Below are 19,992 nucleotides of genomic sequence, written 5' to 3'. Positions count from 1 at the left end.
TAAAATGGATTCATTTGGATTTGATTACTTAAGACATTTATCAATTGGAACGGTAGAGTATGTTACACCTACAGAAATAAGAGTGATTTTAGACTTAGATGCACCTCAAAATACTGCATTAAATACTGGAATTCCTAGTCTATTCCCTAGATTGAATGGTTTTGTAATTATACCGAATGAAATAGGAGCACTAGTGGGTATGATAAGTTGGGTAGGTGTTGAACATTCTCAATATCCTGTGAGAAAAGGATTCAAAGATTACGATCTCATAGATCTTCCCTTTCCTATAAGGAAGATGTCCATAAACCCAATAGGAACACTAAAACAAAGAGGGAAAGTTGAAAACAAATCTTATGTTCTAGAAAGAGGTGTTTATACCTTTCCTTCTGTCGGGGACAATGTAATCTTACCTTCAGAATATCAGCTTCAGGCAATTGTAGAGAATAATGATGACAATGCAACAGTAGTTATAGGAAAAGCAGCCCTGGCTGGAAACTTTACCGTAAAAATCAATCCTGATAAGCTCTTTGGACGACATTTGGCCATTCTTGGTAATACAGGTAGCGGTAAATCTTGTTCTGTATCTGGTTTAATAAGGTGGTCCTTAGAAGCAGCAAAAGAGAAAGCTGACAAAAACTGTAAAGCTTTAAACGCAAGGTTTTTGATACTTGATCCCAATGGGGAATATTCTAAATCCTTTGATGGAATTGATAAACCAGTAAGAAAATTCAAAATTAAAATTGAAGACTCTGCTCAAGACGAAGATACAAGTCAGCTCAAGGTGCCAGCCTGGATGTGGAACAGCCATGAATGGATAAACTTTTCACAAGCAGCACCGGGTGCACAACGCCCTCTACTTTTACAGGCTCTAGTTGATCTTAAAAGAGGCAATACTATAGACAGTTCAATAAAAATAAGAATCCAATCATTCTTAACTTCTAGAAAAGTATTATTACAGACTTTCCTTCAAGACTTACCCAATGCATCTATTAATTATGGAAGGTTTTTAGGTTTTACTGATTCATTACAAAAATTCGCAAAAGATGTCACTTATTACAAAAGCCTAATTAAGCCTACTGATTATTACTTTAACGAATTAGAAAATTTATATTTAATTATTTCAAAAATATTAAAAGAGAGAATTTCAAAAGATGCTGAAGGTAAATATAGAAAAGACCCAAAAACAGGAAATTATTTTTATAGCGCTTTTATGAATCAAGATTTAGAAACCATAATAAATTCTTTGAATGCTATTATTGTTTCATTTAAATCAATTGATAATTTAACAAAGTACAATAAAATAAACCCAGATACACCAATTAAATTCAATTTAGATGACCTAATTCCTTTTTTGCAACAGTTAGCAGAAGCTGAAGGGGGAAATGTGGTACAATTTAGCCACATGCTCTCACTAAGAATGAAATTTTTAGTATCTGATTCTAGATTAAACGGAACGGTAAACCCAGAAACTGAAATTTCTCTAGTTGAATGGTTAAATGAATATATAGGAACAAACAACTCAGAAAACGGACAAATATCAATTATTGATTTATCCTTAGTTCCATCAGATGTAACTCATACTATTGTTGCTGTTCTATCTAGATTAACTTTTGAAGCAATTCAACGCTATAGAAGATTTTATCAAAGAGAGTTGCCTACAGTAATTGTATTAGAAGAAGCACATACTTTTATTAGGGATAGTAAAAATGATGATTCAAAATATTCTCAATTGTGTGTTGAGGTGTTTGAGAAAATTGCAAGAGAGGGCAGAAAGTTTGGTTTAAGTATGGTTTTATCCTCACAGAGACCGTCTGAATTATCTCCTACTGTTTTGTCTCAATGTAATACATTCTTACTGCATAGAATTGTTAACGACCGAGATCAAGACCTTGTTAAAAAACTAGTTCCTGATAATATAGGTGGACTGTTAAAAGAATTACCAATTCTGCCAACTAGAAAAGCAATATTACTTGGGTGGGCATCGCCTATTCCTATCTTAGTAGATTTAAGAGAACTTAAAGAAGAGCATAGACCACAATCTAACGATCCAAAATTCTGGGATGTTTGGGTAGGTAATGAACAAAGAGAAATTGATTGGCAACTAATTGCTAATGAATGGCAAAATAATATTGAAGTTGAAGAATTTTTACCTGAAGGTGAGTCTAATCCAAAGACCGACGAAGGCGGAGAAGTGGACCTGCCATTTTAGGCCTTAAAAAAGGCCATAGAATCTTCTATGGCCTTTTTCCTCTCTCCTCTTCCTTCTAATCTCTATTATACAACCAAGTCCACTCCTTCAACTGGTTCTCGGTTTCTTTGGTAATCTGCCCTGGCACCAAGCGCCAGCCCCAGTTGCCTTGGCCTTGGCCAGGGGTGTTCATGCGGCCTTGTTCGTCAATGCCCAGCACGTCTTGCATGGGCAGGATGGCGGTTTTAGCTACTGAGGCGTAGGCCAGGCGCGCCATCACCCACCAGATGTCGTGCTCGCTCAGTTCACGGCCCACGTAGTGCTCAATCTGCTGGTGGTGCGGTTTGCCTTCCTGGCGGTACCAGCCCAGCGTGGTGTTGTTGTCATGGGTGCCCGTGTAGGCAATGAAGTTACGGGCGTAGTTGTGGGGCATGTAGTCGTTCTGCGGCATTTCATCGCCCCACGCGAACTGCAGAATCTTCATGCCCGGCAGATTGAAATCATCGCGCAGCTTGAGCACCAGGTCGTTGATTTCGCCCAGGTCCTCGGCAATGAACGGAAGGCTGCCCAGTTCCTTCTCCACATAGGTGAAGAAATCGGCCCGGGCCTAGTTTCCAATCGCCGTTCTTGGCGGTTTCCTCGCCCGCGGGCACTTCCCAGTAATCGGCGAAGGCCCTAAAGTGGTCTAGCCGCACCAGGTCATAGAGCTCCATGTTCTTGCGCAGACGACCCATCCACCAGTCGTAGCCCTGCTCCTTTAGCACGTCCCACTTGAACACGGGCATGCCCCAGAGCTGACCGTCCTCCGAGAAAGAATCGGGTGGTACTCCCGCCACGCCGGTCATGTTGCCTTCCTCGTCCACGGCGAAAATCTCGCGGTTGCCCCACACATCTACGCTGTCATAGCTGATGTAGAACGGCATATCTCCGAACATCTGGATGCCGCGGTTGTTGCAGTAGGTGCGCAGGCGCTTCCATTGCTTGTTGAAGATGAACTGCACCCATTTGGTTTTCTCAATGGCTTCGGCGTGGTCCTGCACCAATTGTTCCAGCGCTTCGGGGTCACGCTGTTTGTATTGGTCTTCCCACTGGAACCACGCGCTGCCGCCGTTCTGGTCTTTGAGCAACACGTACAGCGCGAAGTCATGGAGCCAGCCCGCCTCGGTGCCGCAATAGTCCACAAACTGCTGTTGCAGCGCCGTAAAATCACCGTTCTTAAACGTCTGCCACGCCTTCTCCAGCAGCTCGTCTTTCACCCGCTTGGCCTGCTCATAGTCCACGCTGCCCGTCTGCGGAAGGTGGTATTGGCTTAGTTCCTCCGCGTTCAGCAGACCTTCCTTGGCCAGCAACTCCGGCGAGATGAGCAGCGGATTACCCGCGCGGCTGGAGATGGAGCTGTACGGCGAGTACCCCTGTCCCGCCTCAATGGGGTTGAGCGGCAACAGCTGCCAATATTTCTGATTGCTGGCCTGTAAGAAGTTGGCAAAATTACGCGCCTCCGGACCCATATCCCCAATCCCGAACGGCGAGGTCAACGAACTGATGTGCAACAGAATACCCGCCCCGCGCTCATTCTTAGCTCTAAGCTTGAGCAAGGCCAGCGGGAATATCCCGAACAGGTCGCCCACGCTCAACTCATGCGCATAGCTGCCGTTGCTGCGCACCAGTGTGTCTTGCCAATCTTTAGGCGCGTCTTTGGGCAGAATGACTTTGGTGTCTTTCCAGTCAATTTCTTCCAGCGTTTCTACGCCCTGTTCCTTGGCCAGCGCTGCCAGATGCAGCGGCACCGCCACAATGTACCAGGTGTGCAGATGCTTGCGGGCAAAGGCCAGCACGTGGTCTTTGCCCTCGCCTTCTACCTCCAGCGGCAGGTATTCGCCTTTGGCGAAGAGGTCGGCGTTGTTCTTGCGTTCGGTGAACAGGGTGCGGGTGAGCCAGAGTTTGATGCGGGCGTCATAGCGGTTCTCCCAGAGGTCTTCCCACAGGTTTTCCAACTTGCGCAAATCGGTGCTGTCCAGTTCCTCCAGCCAGGCCTGTCGCTTCTCATAGTTCACGGCACGGCGGTTGTCAGGGTCCACCAGGCTGAAATCCCAAAGTTCGGTGCCCTGGTACACATCGGGCACGCCCGGCGCGGTAAACTTCAAGAGCACCTGGCTCAGCGAGTTCACAATCCCGAAGTCAGTCGTTTTTGACCTGAATTTCTCAAAAATGCCCCAAAACGGACGGCTCTTGTCCAGCAACTTTACCGCGAAGGCTTTGGCTGCGGCCTCGTATTCTTCGTTGGGCGTAGTCCAGTTGGAATTGACTTTCGCTTCGCGGAGGGCTTTCTGGATATATTCCTGCACCCGGTTCTCAAAGTCGTCCTCGTCCTGCCCCGGCATGGGGTATGCGCCCAGCAAGGTCTGGTAGATGAGGTACTCATCGTTGGTGTCAGGCATGTTGTTCTGCTTCAGGTCAGCGTTCAGTTCGCGCCATTCCTGCACAGCGGCGGTCCAGTCCTCCCCTAGTTCGGTGAGCACGTTCAGGCGCGCCCGCACGTCTTCGCCGCGTTTGGTGTCATGGGTAGAGGTGCCGTTGAGCGACAGCGGCCAGTTCTGCTGGCGGTCCTGCATAATCTGGTGGAACTCCTGCGGGCTCACCCCGAACGCCTCCGGCGCATCGCCTACTTCATTGTGCCCGATGAAGCGGTTGTACGTGTACATGATGGTGTCTTCCACCCCTTTGGCCATAATGGGGCCGCTGAACTGCATAAGGCGCTGGTAAAACCGTTGCGACCGCTGCAGGTACGTATCATCTTCCCCTTCAGGCGCAGCACCCAGAATGGCTCTCTCCAGAATCTCCACTGCCCCGTTAAGTTCCGGCTTACTCTCTCTGATAGCGTTGAAGATGTTCTGCAACGCCTCGGCTTCCTCGCCTTCCAGCGGCATCTGGTTACCATAATATCTGTACACTGGGCACTGCACCAGAAACTCGCCAATGGCCGCTTTCAGTTGCTCCCCCGGTACGCTGCTCAACACTTCTTCATCCACCAGGCGCTGCTCTAAAAATAACTGGTACAGGTTCTCCAGCTCGCCGCCCATATGCTCGTTCAGAATATAGGCTTTCTTCTCGTGAATCTGGTCATGCACGGCCGCGCCTTCGCCCACCAACTGGTGGTAGAGTTTATCAAACGCTTCCTGCCCAGGTTTATAGGTGAACAGGTTGTTCACGTATGACAGGAAATCATAGCCGGTGTTGCCCTGGATGGGCCACTGCTTCGGCATGGGTTCGCCCGGCTCCAGAATCTTCTCCACGCCAATGTAGGTACCCTCGCCTACCAATTCCCGCAGCTGTTGCAAATATCCGGTGGGGTCATAGAGGCCGTCTACGTGGTCAATGCGCAGGCCCTGGAACACACCTTCGTCTAAGAGCTGCTTAATGTACTGGTGGTAAATCTGGAAGACCTCGGGGTCCTGAATGTTCAGGCAGATGAGCCCGTTCACGGTGAAAAACCGCCGGAAGTTAATTTGGGAATCTGTCTCCTGCCAGTGGCACAGCTGGTACACCTGTTGCTCGGCCAGTTGCTGCAGCTTCTCCGGGTTGTCATTGAACGCCTGCAAACTTGCCTCAATGGAGGAGGCCACCGTGTCATTCTTCATCAAAGACACCAGCTGTTGCCGAAACTCCTCCCACTTCAGGAAGAAGCCTTTGGGATCCTCGTCTTTGTGGGCTTCGTCCAGTTTTTCCAGCAACTGGTCAATGGCTTGGTTCGGCTCGCCTTCGCCCCGAAGAAGGGTTTCGTAAGACTTAGGGTTCAAAGGATAGGCGCTGTCATAGTACTTCAACACCAGCCGCTGTTGCCCCGCATCAAAAGCCACTTGCAGCTCTTTGTTCTGAATGACTTCCTCCAGCTTAGAGCCCAAAAACGGCACCATCACCCGCCCCTGGTACAGCGAACTGGTCCAGTTAATGTCAAAGAAGTGGTGGTACAGACTCAGTGGCCCCTTCTCCAAAACGTCCATCAAAAACGGGTTGTTGGGATGGAACGCCATGTGGTTGGGCACGATGTCCTGCAGCCAACTGATGCCCTGCTCCTTCAAAGAACCGGCCAGCGTTTTCAGCTGCTCCTCGGTGCCAATCTCCGGGTTCACCCGGTGCGGATTGGTGCCGTCATAGCCGTGCGTGCTGCCCGGGGTGGCCGCAAAAATGGGCGAGACATAGATGGTACTCACCCCCAGTTTCTGTAAATATGGTATGATGCGCTCAAAGGCTTCAAAGGTAAATTCTTTGTGAAACTGCAAGCGGTATGTGGCAACAGGATTGTGCATAGTTCTATTTTGTGTGGTATTTGGATGGAGTGAATCTCAGGTTGGTGTCACCCGCTGTACCCCTCACGTAAAGAGGGGCTTATGTGTTTCTGTTTTCGGCCTGTTTTTCAAAAAAGAGCTGGAAAACAGGATTTTAGGTTTATGTGGTGTTGGTACTGAGATGGAAACTCTTCTTTAATTCCTTACACGAGCTACTCTTTTCTTACTCGTGCAGAAACTCCCCACTTGGGAGGGGAAGGGGTGGGTTCAATCAGGTTGCTACCGCTTCGGCCTGTGCAATTACCCGTAAGCTGAGAGTTTCCTTCTGGCAACCTGCTGTTGGCACAGACACTCGCAGGTCTGGAAGACGCTGCGAGGTCTTTTGAGTAAGAGGCGATGCGGCGGCAGGCGCATTGAACCCACCCCTACCCCTCCGAGGAGGGGAATTATCTGCAATGCGTGCTCTCCTGTGTAAACATCCCCCTGCCCCCTTCAAAGGGGGAGTATCAGCACGATTATTTCAATGTTTGTTTTATTTTAACAGTGTGTTTTTAAGCTGTCAGTGTGTTTTTAAGCTGTTTTTCTAAAAACAGGCCGAAAACGCGTCAGTGGGACTCCCCCTCTCAGTTGGAGAGGGGGCTGGGGGGTGAGGTGCTGTACACCACCAAACTCTCTGGCTGTAGGGTTACTTCTGCCCCACCGGCCACAGTGGCTTCGGCGGCTTTGGGGCCTTTCCATTCGGGCGCAGCCGAATCTAGCACCAACTGTAGCTGCTTGGCGCCTAAGGGCACCGTCACTGGCTGCGGCTCCTGGGAGAAGTTCATGAGGACCACTACCTGCTGGTCTCCGTGGGTGCGGCGCAGAACCAACGTCTTTGTAGCCTCATCTGCTTCGGCCTCTACAGCTTTGCGGTCAAGGTTCTTCAGGGCTGGCAGTTCCCGGCGAAGGCGCAGCAGGGTCTGGTAGTACTTAAACAGCGTTTGGTGCGGTTCTTTCTCCACCAGTTCCCATTGCAGTTTGGAGTTGTAGAACGTCTCCTCGGCCATGGGATCTGGGGCTTCGCCTTCGGCGTGGAAGTCGGCAAACTCGGCTTTGCGGCCTTTGCGCACGGCCTCTGCTAAATCCGGGTCGGTGTGGCTCACGAAGTACTGGAACGGGTGCGGCTCAGCGTATTCCTCTCCCATCCAGAGCATGGGCAGGTACGGACTTAGAATGACGGCCCCGGCGGCTAGTTTCTGCATTTCAAAGCTTACCAGTTCGCCCAGGCGCTCGCCCAGCATGCGGTTGCCCACGTGGTCATGGTTCTGGGTAAACACCACAAACTGCTTTCCGGGGTTGTTTTCGGCTTTAATACCGAAGGTCTTTTTGCGGTGCTCTGAGAATTGCCCATCGAACACGTAGGCGTCCCGGTAGGCTTTGGCCAGGTGACTGATGCCACTGAAGTCTGAGTAGTAGCCGGTTTGCTCGCCGGTCATGGTCACGCGCAGGGCGTGGTGGAACTCGTCTATCCATTGGCCGTCCATGCCATAGCCCTGTTCTTCCAAGGGGTTGATGAAGCGGGTGTCGTTCAGGTCCAGCTCTACGATCATGTAGTGCGGGCGGCCGGTCTCCTGTAGGAGCTGGTTCACGTGCTGCTTCATCTCCCGCAGAATGTGGTTCGGGCTGAAGTCTTTGATGGCGTGCACGGCGTCCATGCGCACCGCGTCAATGTGGAAGTCACGGAACCACATCAGGAGGTTCTCAGTGAAATAGCGGCGCACGCCGTCGCACCAGGCGTCATCAAAGTTGAGGGCCGGGCCCCAGGGGGTGTTGTATTTGTCAGTGAAGTAGTGGCCGTACACACCCAGGTAATTGCCTTCGGGGCCCAGGTGGTTGTACACCACGTCCAGCACCACCGCCAGCCCTTTGGCGTGGCAGGCGTCTACCAGCTTCTGCAAACCTTTGGGTCCGCCGTAAGAGTTCTGCGTGGCGAAGGGAAATACCCCGTCATAGCCCCAGTTGCGGTCACCGGGGAACTGCGCCACGGGCATAATCTCAATGGCATTGACGCCCAGCTCCTTCAGGTAATCCAGTTTCTCCTCCAAGCCGGCAAACGTACCGTCTTCTGTGAACGTACCCACGTGCAGTTCATACAGCACATAGTCTTCCAGCGGCAGGTTTTGCCAATTGTCATCCGTCCACTTGAACCTGGCCACGTCTACGGCCTGTGAGGGACCGTGCACACTCTCGGGCTGGGACAACGAAGCCGGGTCTGGGTATTCCTGTTCTTCGTTTATTCTAAACTTATAGGTGTCGCCAGGTTTAATTTCACCCGTCACCAAATGCCAGTACCCCAAGTCCTGTTTCTTGAGTGGGATAATGGTGTTGCCCTCATTCAGGGTCAGTTCCACCAGCTCGGCTTTGGGTGCCCAGACCAAGACTTCGGCCTGGCCGCCGGAAGGAAAGCTTACCCCCAGCGTGCGTCTGCCTGTGTTGATGCTATTCATGGGCTGGTGCCTCCTCTGTTTCAGTTTCATGCACATGGTTTTTCAAGACCAGCACTGACCGGCCCTCTACTAAAAACGTATCTCCGGCGTTGTAGACGGTGGGGTTTTCCGGCTCCACCAAATCCCGGAAAGTGTCAATGGTTACCTCCCACTGGCTCCCGTACTTCTCAGTGGGCAGGGTAAACTCCAGTGAATCATGGTACGCATTGAAGATGACGTAGAAAGAGTCATCTATCAAAATTTCGCCTTTGGGGCCGCGGGTGTGCACGCCCCGCCCGTTCAGGTAAATGGCCAGCGACTTGGCGTGGTCCTGATCCCAGTGCTCCATAGACATGGTGTCACCGGTGGGTAAAAACCAGGCAATGTCCTCTACCCCAAGCCCTTCAATCTCATGGCCCTTGAACCAGCGCCTGCGGCGGAAAACCGGGTGGTTCTTCCGGAAGTGGATCATTTTTCTGGTGAACTCCATCAAAGAGGAGTCTGCCTGCTGCCAGTTAATCCAGGAGATCTCATTGTCCTGGCAGTAGGCGTTGTTGTTGCCCCCCTGGGTACGGCTCATCTCATCACCGGCCACCAGCATGGGCACGCCCTGTGATAAAAACAGAGTGGCTAAAAAATTGCGTTTCTGGCGGTTCCGGAGGTCAATGATCCATTGGTCATCTGTAGGGCCTTCCACGCCGCAGTTCCAGGAGCGGTTGTGGTCATCACCGTCTTTGCTGTCTTCGCCGTTCGCCTCGTTGTGCTTCTCGTTGTAAGACACCAGGTCATGCAGGGTGAACCCGTCATGGGCGGTAATGAAGTTGATGCTGGCGGTTGGCCTCCTGAAGTCATCATAATACAGATCTGAAGAACCGGTGAAGCGGTTGGCAAACTCGGCCAGCATGCTTTCCTCGCCGCGCCAGAAGTCGCGCATGCAGTCGCGGTACATGCCGTTCCACTCGGTCCAGCCGGGTGGGAAGTTGCCTACCTGGTAGCCGCCCTCACCCACGTCCCACGGCTCGGCAATGAGCTTCACCTGAGAGATCACCGGGTCCTGGTGAATAATGTCAAAGAAGGAGCTCAGCTTGTCTACCCCGTGCAGCTCACGGGCCAGCGCTGAGGCCAGGTCAAACCGGAAACCGTCTACGTGCATCTCCAGAATCCAGTAGCGCAGGCTGTCCATGATGAGGCGCAGCACGCTGGGCAGGTTGGCGTTAAGCGTGTTGCCGGTGCCGGTGTAGTCCATGTAGTACCGTTTGTCTTCTTCCACCAGCCGGTAGTAGGAGGCGTTGTCTACGCCTTTAAAGGAGAGGGTTGGCCCTTTCTCGTTGCCTTCACCGGTATGGTTGTACACCACGTCCAGAATCACCTCAATGCCGGCTTTGTGCAGGGCCTTTACCATGTTCTTGAACTCGGTGACCTGCTGGCCCAGCACACCGCTGCTGGAGTACCGCACATCTGGGGCAAAAAAACCTATGGAGTTATAGCCCCAATAATTGGTGAGCCCTTTGTCCTGCAGGTACCAGTCAGTGATAAAATGGTGCACCGGGAGCAATTCCAGCGACGTGACGCCCAGTTCCTTCAGGTAGTTGATGGTAGCCGGATGGGCAATACCCGCATAGGTCCCCCTGATTTCCTCCGGAATCTCCGGGTGCATCTGGGTGAACCCCTTTACATGCGCCTCATAAATCACCGACTGGTAGTAGCCATACTTGGGGGGGGTGTCTCCCTCCCAGTCAAAGCTGGGGTCAATAACAACCGACTTTGGCACATAAGGCGCGCTGTCCATCTCTGAGAAGCTGAGGTCTTCGTCTTCATGGCCAAACTGGTAGCCAAACAAGGATTCATGCCAGTTCACAGTGCCCGCCACCGCCTTGGCGTAAGGGTCAATCAGGAGTTTGTTCGCGTTAAAGCGGTGTCCGTTTTCCGGCTCATACGGCCCGTGCACCCGGTAGCCGTACAGCTGCCCCGGCTCCAGTTCAGGGATATACAGGTGGTACACCTGGTAGGTGCGTTCCAGCATTTCAATTCTGGCCGTTTCAGTGCCATCTTCAATATTGGAGAAGAGGCATAACTCCACACCAGTGGCATTAGGGGCGTACAGTGCAAAGTTCACTCCCTGGCCATCCCAGGTGGCACCTAAAGGGAAAGGATTGCCTGGATAGGTAATAAGACTCATATAGTTACTTGGTTCAGGTAGACGTTTTTCAAGGGGAGGTAGATTTTCAATTCCCGGGTTTCGTGTACGGATAAATAGTCTCTGCGTCTATATCTGAATGTCTATATGTTGAATTTTTATTCCTGTTTTGGGGCTGTTTTTGGAAAAACAGCCAACAAACAGAACCGGGAAAACAAAAAAGCCGCTGAGGGCTCCCCCGGCGGCTTTTTCCTGCAGTCATTTGTAGGCTTTAGAAGATGAATTTCGTGCTCAGGAAGTTGGAGTTCCCGTCACTTACAATCTGGTTCAGCAGCTGCTTATTGTTTTCATTGAGTTTGGTAGCCACCAGTGACCGGATAGAGAAAGACCTTAGCGCATCTACCACTGACAGCGTTCCTTCGGCGCTGTCTTTGCGGCCGGTGAACGGGAACACGTCTGGTCCGCGCTGGCACTGGCAATTGATGTTCACCCGGCTCACCTGGTTCACCAAAGGATCTACCAAAAGTGACAGCTCCTCATGGTTCTGGCTGAAGATACTCACCTGCTGGCCGTGGGTAGATTCTATCAGGTACTGGATAGGCTCCTCAATATCATCAAACGGCACCACGGGCACCAACGGACCAAACTGTTCCTCGCGGTACAGCTTCATCTTCTCATTCACCGGGTACAGAATGGCCGGGTACACAAATGACTCAAAGGAAGTACCGCCGCCCTCATTGACCACGCGGGCCCCGTGGGCCAGCGCATCTTCTATGCACTCCTGTAAATAAGCCGGCTTATGCGGCTCAGGCAGCGGTGTCAAGGCCACCCCTTTTTCCCACGGCATGCCATATTTCAGCTTGCCAACCGCGGCGGTGAGCTGCTCCAGGAAAGCGTCTACCTTGCTGCGGTGCACAAATATGATTTTAAGGGCGGTACAGCGCTGGCCGTTAAAGGAGAGCGCACCTAGCACTGTCTCTTCTACAGAGAGTTTGAGGTCAGCGTTCTGCGTGATGATGGCGGCATTCTTGGCATCAAGCCCCAGGATGGCACGCAGGCGGTTTACTTTAGGGTGCAGCTTCTTCAACTCATCGGCCACTTTGCTGGAGCCAATCAAAGTCAGTACGTTCACCTTGCCAGACTGCATGAGGGCCGGCACAATGGCATGCCCCCGGCCATAGATGGTATTCACCACTCCCTCAGGGAAGCTTTCCTGAAACGCCTTCAGCAGTGGGTAAAACAGAAGCGTGCCGTGCTTGGGTGGCTTGAAGAGAATAGTGTTGCCCATGATGAGGGCCGGGATCAGCGTGGTAAAGGTCTCATTTAACGGATAGTTGAACGGCCCCATACAAAGCACCACCCCCAGCGGTGAACGCCTGACCTGTGCCACAATGCCCTGCTCAATTTCAAAGCGGGAAGACTGGCGGTCAATATTCTTTAGAGCGTCAATGGTGGCATAGATATATTCAACGGTACGGTCAAACTCTTTGACAGAGTCAGCATATGATTTGCCAATCTCCCACATGATGAGCTTCACCACGCTGTCTTTCTGCCCAATCATTTTCTGGGTGAAATTCTCAACGCACGTGATGCGGTCATCTACGCTGAGGGTAGGCCACTGGCCCCGCCCATTGTCATAGGCTGCCACCGCCGCGTCTAAGGCTTCTAACGCCTCTGTCTCTGTACAGATAGGATACGTACCTATGAGTTTGCGCTGATAAGACCCGTCTGGCTGGGCAACCGCCACCGGTGAATAAACCAAATGGCTGGGGCCGTTCCAGATTTTCATGAACCCGTTGGAAAGATATTCTTTCTGGTGTAATTCTGCGCTCAGGGAATATTCCTCAGGAATTTGTTCTTCTGTCACAAAGATCGCCTTCAGGTCTTCTTTGGTGACTGGTAAAGTTTTGTTTGTTATTTCCATGCGTAAGGCAAATCAGTGACACTAAGTATCTAATTGATAGCACAATGGTAAACACTATTATGAAAATAACAAAACATTTTGTAAAACTTTAAAAATATAGCACCATCCATCCTTTTTTACAAAAATATGGTTTTAAAAAAAGGCTGTTAATGAAAATTTACGAATTAACTAACAATTGTTTCCCAGAGGTTTCAGCAGAGAGGACAAAACTTATGTACCCCTATTTCTGTTTTCACCCGTAGTTTGCCTCCTGGTTCAAATAGGCGGGATTATAAGCTGCTGGCAGCCCTTTTCTCAGAGGCTGCAACCATTTCTCAGCGCGGTAAAATGAATTATTCTAATTTAACCGGTGGTCCCGCATGTGTTCCTACTCTTTTACCCCATTACCGTAAATGAAATAGAAGATGCCATAGGGCGAATTGGTTTGACAGTTTTTAAAAAAAGTATGTTCCGCATAACATTTTTCTTTTTAAACCTCATTGTCTAACTTCGCTCCCAAGGCACACAAACCTATCCTAACACTTATAAATAAGTACTATGTCTGATTTTGCTGAACTGATTCTGGAAGGCAAATCGTATAAGTATCCGGTAGTAACGGGTACCGAAAACGAGAAAGCTATTGATATTGGGGCTTTACGCGCGCAAACTGGTTATATTACCCTGGACTCCGGCTACAAGAACACGGGCGCCACAGAAAGTGCCATCACGTTTCTTGACGGCGAAGAAGGAATTCTGCGGTACCGCGGGTATCCCATTGAGCAGCTGGCCGAGAAGTCTAACTTTATTGAAGTTGCCTACCTGCTGATTTACGGCAAACTGCCTTCGCAGCAGGAGCTGGACCAGTTCTCCAATCAGATCAAGGTACACACCCTGGTAAATGAAGACATGCGCAAGATTTTAGATGGCTTCCCGTCTAATGCGCACCCAATGGGGATATTGTCTGCGCTGGTAAGCTCCTTGACGGCCTTCTACCCGGAGTCTTTGAACCCGAACCAGACCAAAGAGGAAGTAGACCTCTCCATCATCCGGTTAATGGCCAAGCTGTCTACCATTGCCGCCTGGTCTTACAAGAACTCAGTGGGTCACCCGGTGAACTACCCCAAGAACAAGCTGGACTACTGCTCCAACTTCCTGCACATGATGTTTGCGTACCCTACAGAGGACTACGAAATCAATCCTGTGGTGGTAGATGCGTTGAACAAGCTGCTGATTCTGCACGCAGACCATGAGCAGAACTGCTCAACCTCTACCGTTCGCCTGGTAGGTTCTGCCAATGCCTCTCTTTACTCCTCTGTTTCTGCCGGTATCAGCGCCCTTTGGGGTCCGTTGCACGGCGGTGCGAACCAGGCGGTGATTGAGATGCTGGAAGCCATCAAAGCAGATGGTGGGGACTCAAAAAAATACATCGCCAAGGCGAAAGACAAAGATGATCCGTTCCGTTTGATGGGCTTTGGGCACCGGGTGTACAAAAACTTTGACCCACGCGCCACTATCATCAAGAAAACCGCAGATGAGGTGTTGACGGCTCTGGGGGTGAATGACCCCATCCTGAACATTGCGAAGGAACTGGAGCAAGCCGCCTTGTCTGATCCTTATTTTGTTGAGCGCAAGCTGTACCCTAACGTAGATTTTTATTCAGGTATCATTTACCGCGCCATTGGCATCCCAACTGAGATGTTCACGGTAATGTTTGCCCTGGGCCGTCTGCCCGGCTGGATTGCCCAGTGGAAAGAAATGCGTGAAGCAAAAGAGCCAATCGGGCGTCCGCGCCAGGTGTACACCGGCGCTACTGAACGTGACTACGTGACAGTGAGCGAGCGCTAATCTGAGCGTGTATACAAAAACAGGAGAGCCCCAGCACAATGCTGGGGCTCTCCTGTTTTTGGTATTTACGTTATTGATAGATTCCCGTTTTCAGCCTAGTTTCTGAAAAGTAGGCTGAAAACGGAACGTCAGTTCTCTTTTCCTGCCTGCACTTCCGGATTTGTCATCCGGAGAGAAGTACTCAGGGGGGTTGTAATCCCCGTGATAGGAAACCAAGATAAAGCCGTTGCCCCTACATAAAGAACTTTTGAATACACTGATTCTCCCCTTGAGGATTGCCCGAATGAGAGTTTGAGGCAGCGAGCGAAGCTCTAATGGGGTGTTTACATCTGCCGGTCATGGCGTTCCCAACAATGGCACGGAAGTTATGTCCGTGACTAAAGAGGTAAGTCATGGAAGTAAATTCCGCACCATAGAAAAAGAATTCTTAGCAATGGGTGCTCTCCTGTGTAAACACCCCTCTTTATCTTTCCGAAAGGGGAGAACCTGCTTTGGGCAAGCGTTTTATGCAAAGAATTTCTGCTTAGATATTTCCGGCAATTCTGGGCTTGCAATGAACCTACAAGAACAGCCAGTCACTACAAAAGAACATTCCGTTTCCAGCCTACTTTTCAGAAAACAGGCCGAAAACGGAAAACCAAACCTAAAAAACCTCTACAATATCCGCAATTCGATTCTCCGGTTCAACTGCCTGTTTTCATCAGAGGTATTGGGGGCGGCGGGTTGCGCCTCGCCATAGCCTTTGGCCTGGTAATTTGCCGCAGGGGCTCCTTTTGAGACTAAATAACTGACCACGGCTTTGGCCCTGGCTTCAGAGAGTTTTAAGTTGGCAGCGGGCTGGCCTACGTTATCAGTGTGTCCGGCAATTTCTACCCGCATCTTTGGGTTAGACTTCAGGAACTGGAACAGCTTGTCTAATTCAGTTCTGGACTCTGGGCGCAAGGAGGCTTTGCCGGTATCAAAGAATAAATTGCTCAGTACGGCCGTAGCGCCTTTGCCCAGGGGTTGAAGGTAAAAGTCCAGCGCCAGAGGTTTAGCCGTGGAGGACGGAGAAATATGCCTGCTCTCCAGCACATGTTGGGGAGCAGTCACATACAGCGCGTACCGCTGCCCCTGGTTCACTACAATGGTGTATTCACCGGTGGTCTCATCTGAAGACACCTGCTGCGCCACCACCCTCGCCGAGTCTAAATCATAGACCTGGATCTGTGCCTGAAGGGGTTGTTTGGTTTTGGCATCAAAGACCCGGCCCTGGGCAAAGTTGCTTACAGTCTTGCCTTTCCAGGCACTGGGGACCTCAAACTGCAGCAAGGCCACCTCTACTTTTCCGCCACCCGTGGTCTGCCCAGAGTAATACCCGGTAGTGTTATCCGGGGAAATAAAGATAGAGGATTCATCACGGTGGGTGTTCAGAGGATAGCCCAGGTTGGAAGGGGTCCCCCAGCCACTGCCTTCGCGGTTCACCATAAAGAGGTCCAGCCCGCCCATTCCCTGCAGGCCGTCGGTGGCAAAATAGAGGGTGTTGCCGCTGGCATGCAAAAAAGGGGAAGCCTCGCGGCCCGGGGTGTTGATAGATTTGCCCACATTCACCGGAATGGACCAGGAGCCATCTTCCTGCTGCTGGGTCACCCAGATGTCTTCGGCGCCAAAGCCGCCCTTTCTGTTTGACGCGAAATACAGGGTGCGGCCGTCGGCCGAGAGGCTGGGTTGCGAATCCCAGGCGCTGGTGTTCACATTGCGGCCCATGTTCTGGGGCTTGCTCCATTTATTTCCCTGCCGGTAACTAATGTAGAGGTCACAGCTCCCGTAAGAATCTTTCCGGTTGCAGGTGGTAAAAACCAACACCCTGCCGTCTCCTGACATAGACGCCGCCCCTTCATTCAGCTCTGAGTTGATAGCCTCAGACACTGACACCGGCTCCTGCCACTGCCCGTCTTTCCGGTACGCCAGGTACAGGTCCTCATCGTCTAAGGGGCCATTCCCTTCCCGGGCGGTGAAAAGCAGCGCCCGCTGGTCGGCGGTGAGTACCGGAGAGTATTGGAGCCCAAACTTGTTTACCACCGCCCCCAGGGCCTGCGGTTTAAAGTCAACGGGATTGGCCATGGCCTTCTGCGCAAACTGCACATTGCTGAGCTGCTGCTGGGCATGCTTGAGGTGTCTGGGGTTCTTGCCGGCGCTAATGAGTTTCTCATAATAAGTGGTCGCCTCCTGGTACTGCCCCCGCTCAAAGGCCAGGTCAGCATACGTGAGGTAATCATTGGCTAACGCCGGGCTGGGAGTCACCAAGGTAAGCCCTTTGGCATAATACTGATACGCCTCTTCGGGTTGTTGCAGAACACGGTAGAGCGCAGCCGCCTGCAGATAGGCCTGCCCAAAAGACGGGTCTCGTTTAATGGCTTCAGAATAGGCTTCAATAGCCTTGGGGAAGTTCCGGCTCTGGGTATGCCTGATTCCCTCCTGAAACGCCTTCTGGGCTTTGGCATTGGCAGAAACGCCGGAAGCCGGTTGGGCAGCACTTCTGGCCGCCCCTCCTACTATAAAGATACTTATGAGAAAAAGACGCCAGAAACGCTGCATGTGCTTAGGGGATGTTCAGGTATTTATGGGTTTGTAACGAAATGCGCCATTTGGGGTTTTCCTTCACGTACTCCACCAGCAGCGGCATGATCTGGGCCGCTTTGCTCCACTCAGGTTGCAGGTACAGGCGCGTCTCGGGGTTCACGTTGGCGGCGTGCTCCTCTGCCCAGGCAAAATCACTCTTATTGAAGACAATCACCTTCAACTCCCCGGCGTGGGCCAGTACGCCCGGTGAGGGGGCCTTGAACTTCTTGGGGGAAAGGCACACCCAGTCCCAGATGCCGCTTAACGGGTACGCCCCTGAGGTTTCAATAAAGGTTTGAATGCCCCGCTTCTGAAGTTCTGAGGTGAGGTAATCCAGATTATAAAGCAACGGCTCGCCGCCGGTGACCACCACCGCCTTTCCCGGGTATTGGATCGCCTGCTGAACAATCCAGTCTGTGTCTGTCAAGGGGTGCAGGCTGGCATCCCAGGACTCTTTCACATCACACCAGTGGCACCCCACATCACAGCCCCCCAACCTTATAAAATAGGCGGCTTTGCCCGTGTGGTAGCCTTCTCCCTGTATGGTATAAAAATGCTCCATCAAAGGCAGCTTGGTGCCATCTGCCGGAACCGTATGCACTGAGGCAATTTTAACGTCTGCTATTTCTTCCAAAACCAACTCACTTTTTTCATTTCTGTTTTAGACCTATTTTTAGAAAAACAGCCTGAAAACGAATTTATTGTACTCATTTAAACAGTGCTTTCCCTGCTTTAGTTGCGGCAGATGGTATTAAGTAGTGCCTACCGCAAAATTGTATTCTTTCTATTGCGGGAAAGCCGCTGCTGCAAAGGTAAAGAGAACCTGTTGATATACCGCTTCAGCTGCAGAAATAACAATAACAACCGTTAGTCTATAAAATTTTCACATATTTTATTCTTTTTCATTCAAAACTTTTCAGATATTGCTCCCGCAGATGAAAAACAGCCGCCAAATAGCACTTCCTTTTTCTTCCGTTCAGACGGGCTCATCTGCCGTGCCTTCTACTTTTATCTCTACCACCACCGGCACCATTATTATTACCACCCCTGGAGGGGGTTTACTGTACATATCGTCCATTCACTTTTGCCATTCCGGCTACCTGAGCCTTTTGTAGAGGTTCACCCGTATCTGATTTACCATCAAAAGCCAAACAACATGCTGGTTTTAAAATTTGGAGGAACGTCTGTTGCCAACGCAGATGCCATCCGTCAGTTAATTTCTATTATCCAGGCCAAAGACCGTTCTGAGAAAAAAGTGGTGGTGGTTTCTGCCATGTCTAAGGTAACAGACCTGCTGATCAGCCTTTACCAGAGAGCCGCCGCCCATGACGCCTCTTACCAGGAAATCCTTGAGCAGCTGGAAGCCAAACACATGGCGGCCATTGAGGAGCTGATCCCCATGAGCCACCAGATTGACATCAAAGGCAAAATCAAAATGATCTTTAGGGAGATGGAAGACGTGTGCAAGGGCATCTTTCTCCTGGATGAGCTGAGTGACAGCACCAAGGCGCGTATGATGGCCTACGGGGAACGCCTCTCCTCTGCCATTGTCTCAGTGGCGTTCCAGCATCATGGCCTGTCTAACACGCTGTTAGACAGCCGCGACTACCTTCAAACAGACAGCAACTACCTCAACGCCAAGGTCAACCTGAAAGTCACCTACACCAATATTCAGCAGAGCCTGCCAGAAGACCTCCTCTACGTTGCCCCTGGGTTTATTGCCCGCTCCGCGGAAGGCAAAACCACCGTCTTAGGCCGCGGCGGCTCTGACTACACCGCCTCCCTGTACGCTGCCGCCCTCCAGGCAGACCTGCTGGAAATATGGTCAGACGTTGACGGCATGTACACCACTGACCCGCGTAAGGCAAGCGCCGCTTTCTCAATTGAAGAGCTCAGTTATGAGGAGGCTATGGAGCTGGCCTATTTTGGCGCCAAGGTTCTGTACCCGCCCACCATTGCCCCGCTCATTGCCGCCAAGATCCCGCTGGTTCTGAAAAACACCTTCAACCCAGGCCACAAAGGCACGTTGATCACCGCGTCTCCGGCACCCAGCAGGCAGAATGTGAAAGGGATTTCCTGCATTGACCACATGGCCGTTCTCACCCTCAGCGGAAGCGGCATGGTGGGGGTGCCCGGCGTGGCCATGCGGTTGTTCAAGGCGGTGGCCCAAGAAAGCATCAATGTGTACTTCATCACGCAGTCTTCTTCTGAGCAAAGCATCACCATTGGCCTGGCAGAGACAGAGGGCGCAAAAGCCGTACATGCTTTGACCGCAGAATTTGCCGAGGATATTGCCCAGGAACTCATCAACCCGGTAAGCCTGGAAACCCCCATGAGCATTGTGGCCATGGTAGGCAACGGCATGATTCAGCAGCCGGGCATTGCCGGCAAGGCCTTCTCACTGCTGGGGGACCACGGGATCAACATACGGGCCATCGCCCAAGGGGCGACAGAGCGCATCATCTCAGTTGTTGTACGCTCTGAAGATGCGCACCAGGCGGTGAACCTGCTCCATGACCGCTTCTTTTTGACCAAGCCAGCGCAAGCCGAGGCGGTGCTGGCGTAAC

8 protein-coding genes and 1 pseudogene are annotated in these 19,992 nt (G+C 51.3%); 3 read left to right on the top strand and 6 right to left on the bottom strand.

Annotation, left to right across the window (positions count from 1 at the left end; genetic code table 11):
- Positions 1-4: 4 nt before the first annotated feature.
- Entirely contained in the window at positions 5-2,209 is a 2,205-nt protein-coding gene (locus A8O25_RS00740; protein ID WP_066829459.1) for an ATP-binding protein, read from the top strand.
- A gap of 55 nt (positions 2,210-2,264) precedes the next feature.
- Here A8O25_RS00740 and treY read toward each other — a convergent pair.
- The 4 genes and pseudogenes from treY to A8O25_RS00720 all read right to left on the bottom strand — a co-directional run bounded on the left by treY (position 2,265) and on the right by A8O25_RS00720 (position 13,000).
- A pseudogene (gene treY / locus A8O25_RS00735) lies at positions 2,265-6,495 on the bottom strand (malto-oligosyltrehalose synthase).
- Positions 6,496-7,097: 602 nt separating this feature from the next.
- Positions 7,098-8,990: a malto-oligosyltrehalose trehalohydrolase gene (gene treZ / locus A8O25_RS00730; protein WP_241498895.1), complete on the bottom strand. Its 1,893-nt coding sequence runs from the start codon at positions 8,988-8,990 to the stop codon at positions 7,098-7,100.
- Positions 8,953-11,118, bottom strand: coding sequence for a glycogen debranching protein GlgX (gene glgX / locus A8O25_RS00725; protein WP_066829458.1), 2,166 nt, complete (start codon positions 11,116-11,118; stop codon positions 8,953-8,955). The genes treZ and glgX overlap by 38 nt, the downstream gene beginning before the upstream one ends.
- Before the next feature lie 229 nt (positions 11,119-11,347).
- Positions 11,348-13,000 (bottom strand): NADP-dependent glyceraldehyde-3-phosphate dehydrogenase, encoded by a 1,653-nt coding sequence (locus A8O25_RS00720; protein ID WP_066829456.1) that lies wholly within the window; start codon positions 12,998-13,000, stop codon positions 11,348-11,350.
- Between the two features lie 537 nt (positions 13,001-13,537).
- Between A8O25_RS00720 and A8O25_RS00715 the strand changes: the two genes are divergently transcribed.
- Complete coding sequence (locus A8O25_RS00715) at positions 13,538-14,824, top strand: citrate synthase (protein ID WP_066829453.1); 1,287 nt, start codon at positions 13,538-13,540, stop codon at positions 14,822-14,824.
- Positions 14,825-15,478: 654 nt separating this feature from the next.
- On the opposite strand, the gene A8O25_RS00710 is transcribed toward A8O25_RS00715, so the two are convergent.
- Complete coding sequence (locus A8O25_RS00710; RefSeq protein WP_066829452.1) at positions 15,479-17,401, bottom strand: OmpA family protein; 1,923 nt, start codon at positions 17,399-17,401, stop codon at positions 15,479-15,481.
- A 4-nt stretch (positions 17,402-17,405) separates the two neighbouring features.
- The gene (locus A8O25_RS00705) at positions 17,406-17,987 is read right to left on the bottom strand and encodes a 7-carboxy-7-deazaguanine synthase QueE (RefSeq protein WP_082893373.1); all 582 of its coding nucleotides are present in this window, start codon (positions 17,985-17,987) and stop codon (positions 17,406-17,408) included.
- 594 nt (positions 17,988-18,581) lie between these two features.
- Here A8O25_RS00705 and A8O25_RS00695 point away from each other — a divergent pair.
- Positions 18,582-19,991: an aspartate kinase gene (locus tag A8O25_RS00695; protein ID WP_066829445.1), complete on the top strand. Its 1,410-nt coding sequence runs from the start codon at positions 18,582-18,584 to the stop codon at positions 19,989-19,991.
- The last annotated feature ends 1 nt before the right edge of the window (position 19,992 follow it).

It is taken from the genome of Rufibacter ruber (assembly GCF_001647275.1).
GTDB classification, from domain to species: Bacteria; Bacteroidota; Bacteroidia; order Cytophagales; family Hymenobacteraceae; genus Nibribacter; species Nibribacter ruber_C.
Note: the sequence above shows the minus strand (reverse complement) of the source record. Positions and strands in the feature narration are given on the sequence as shown.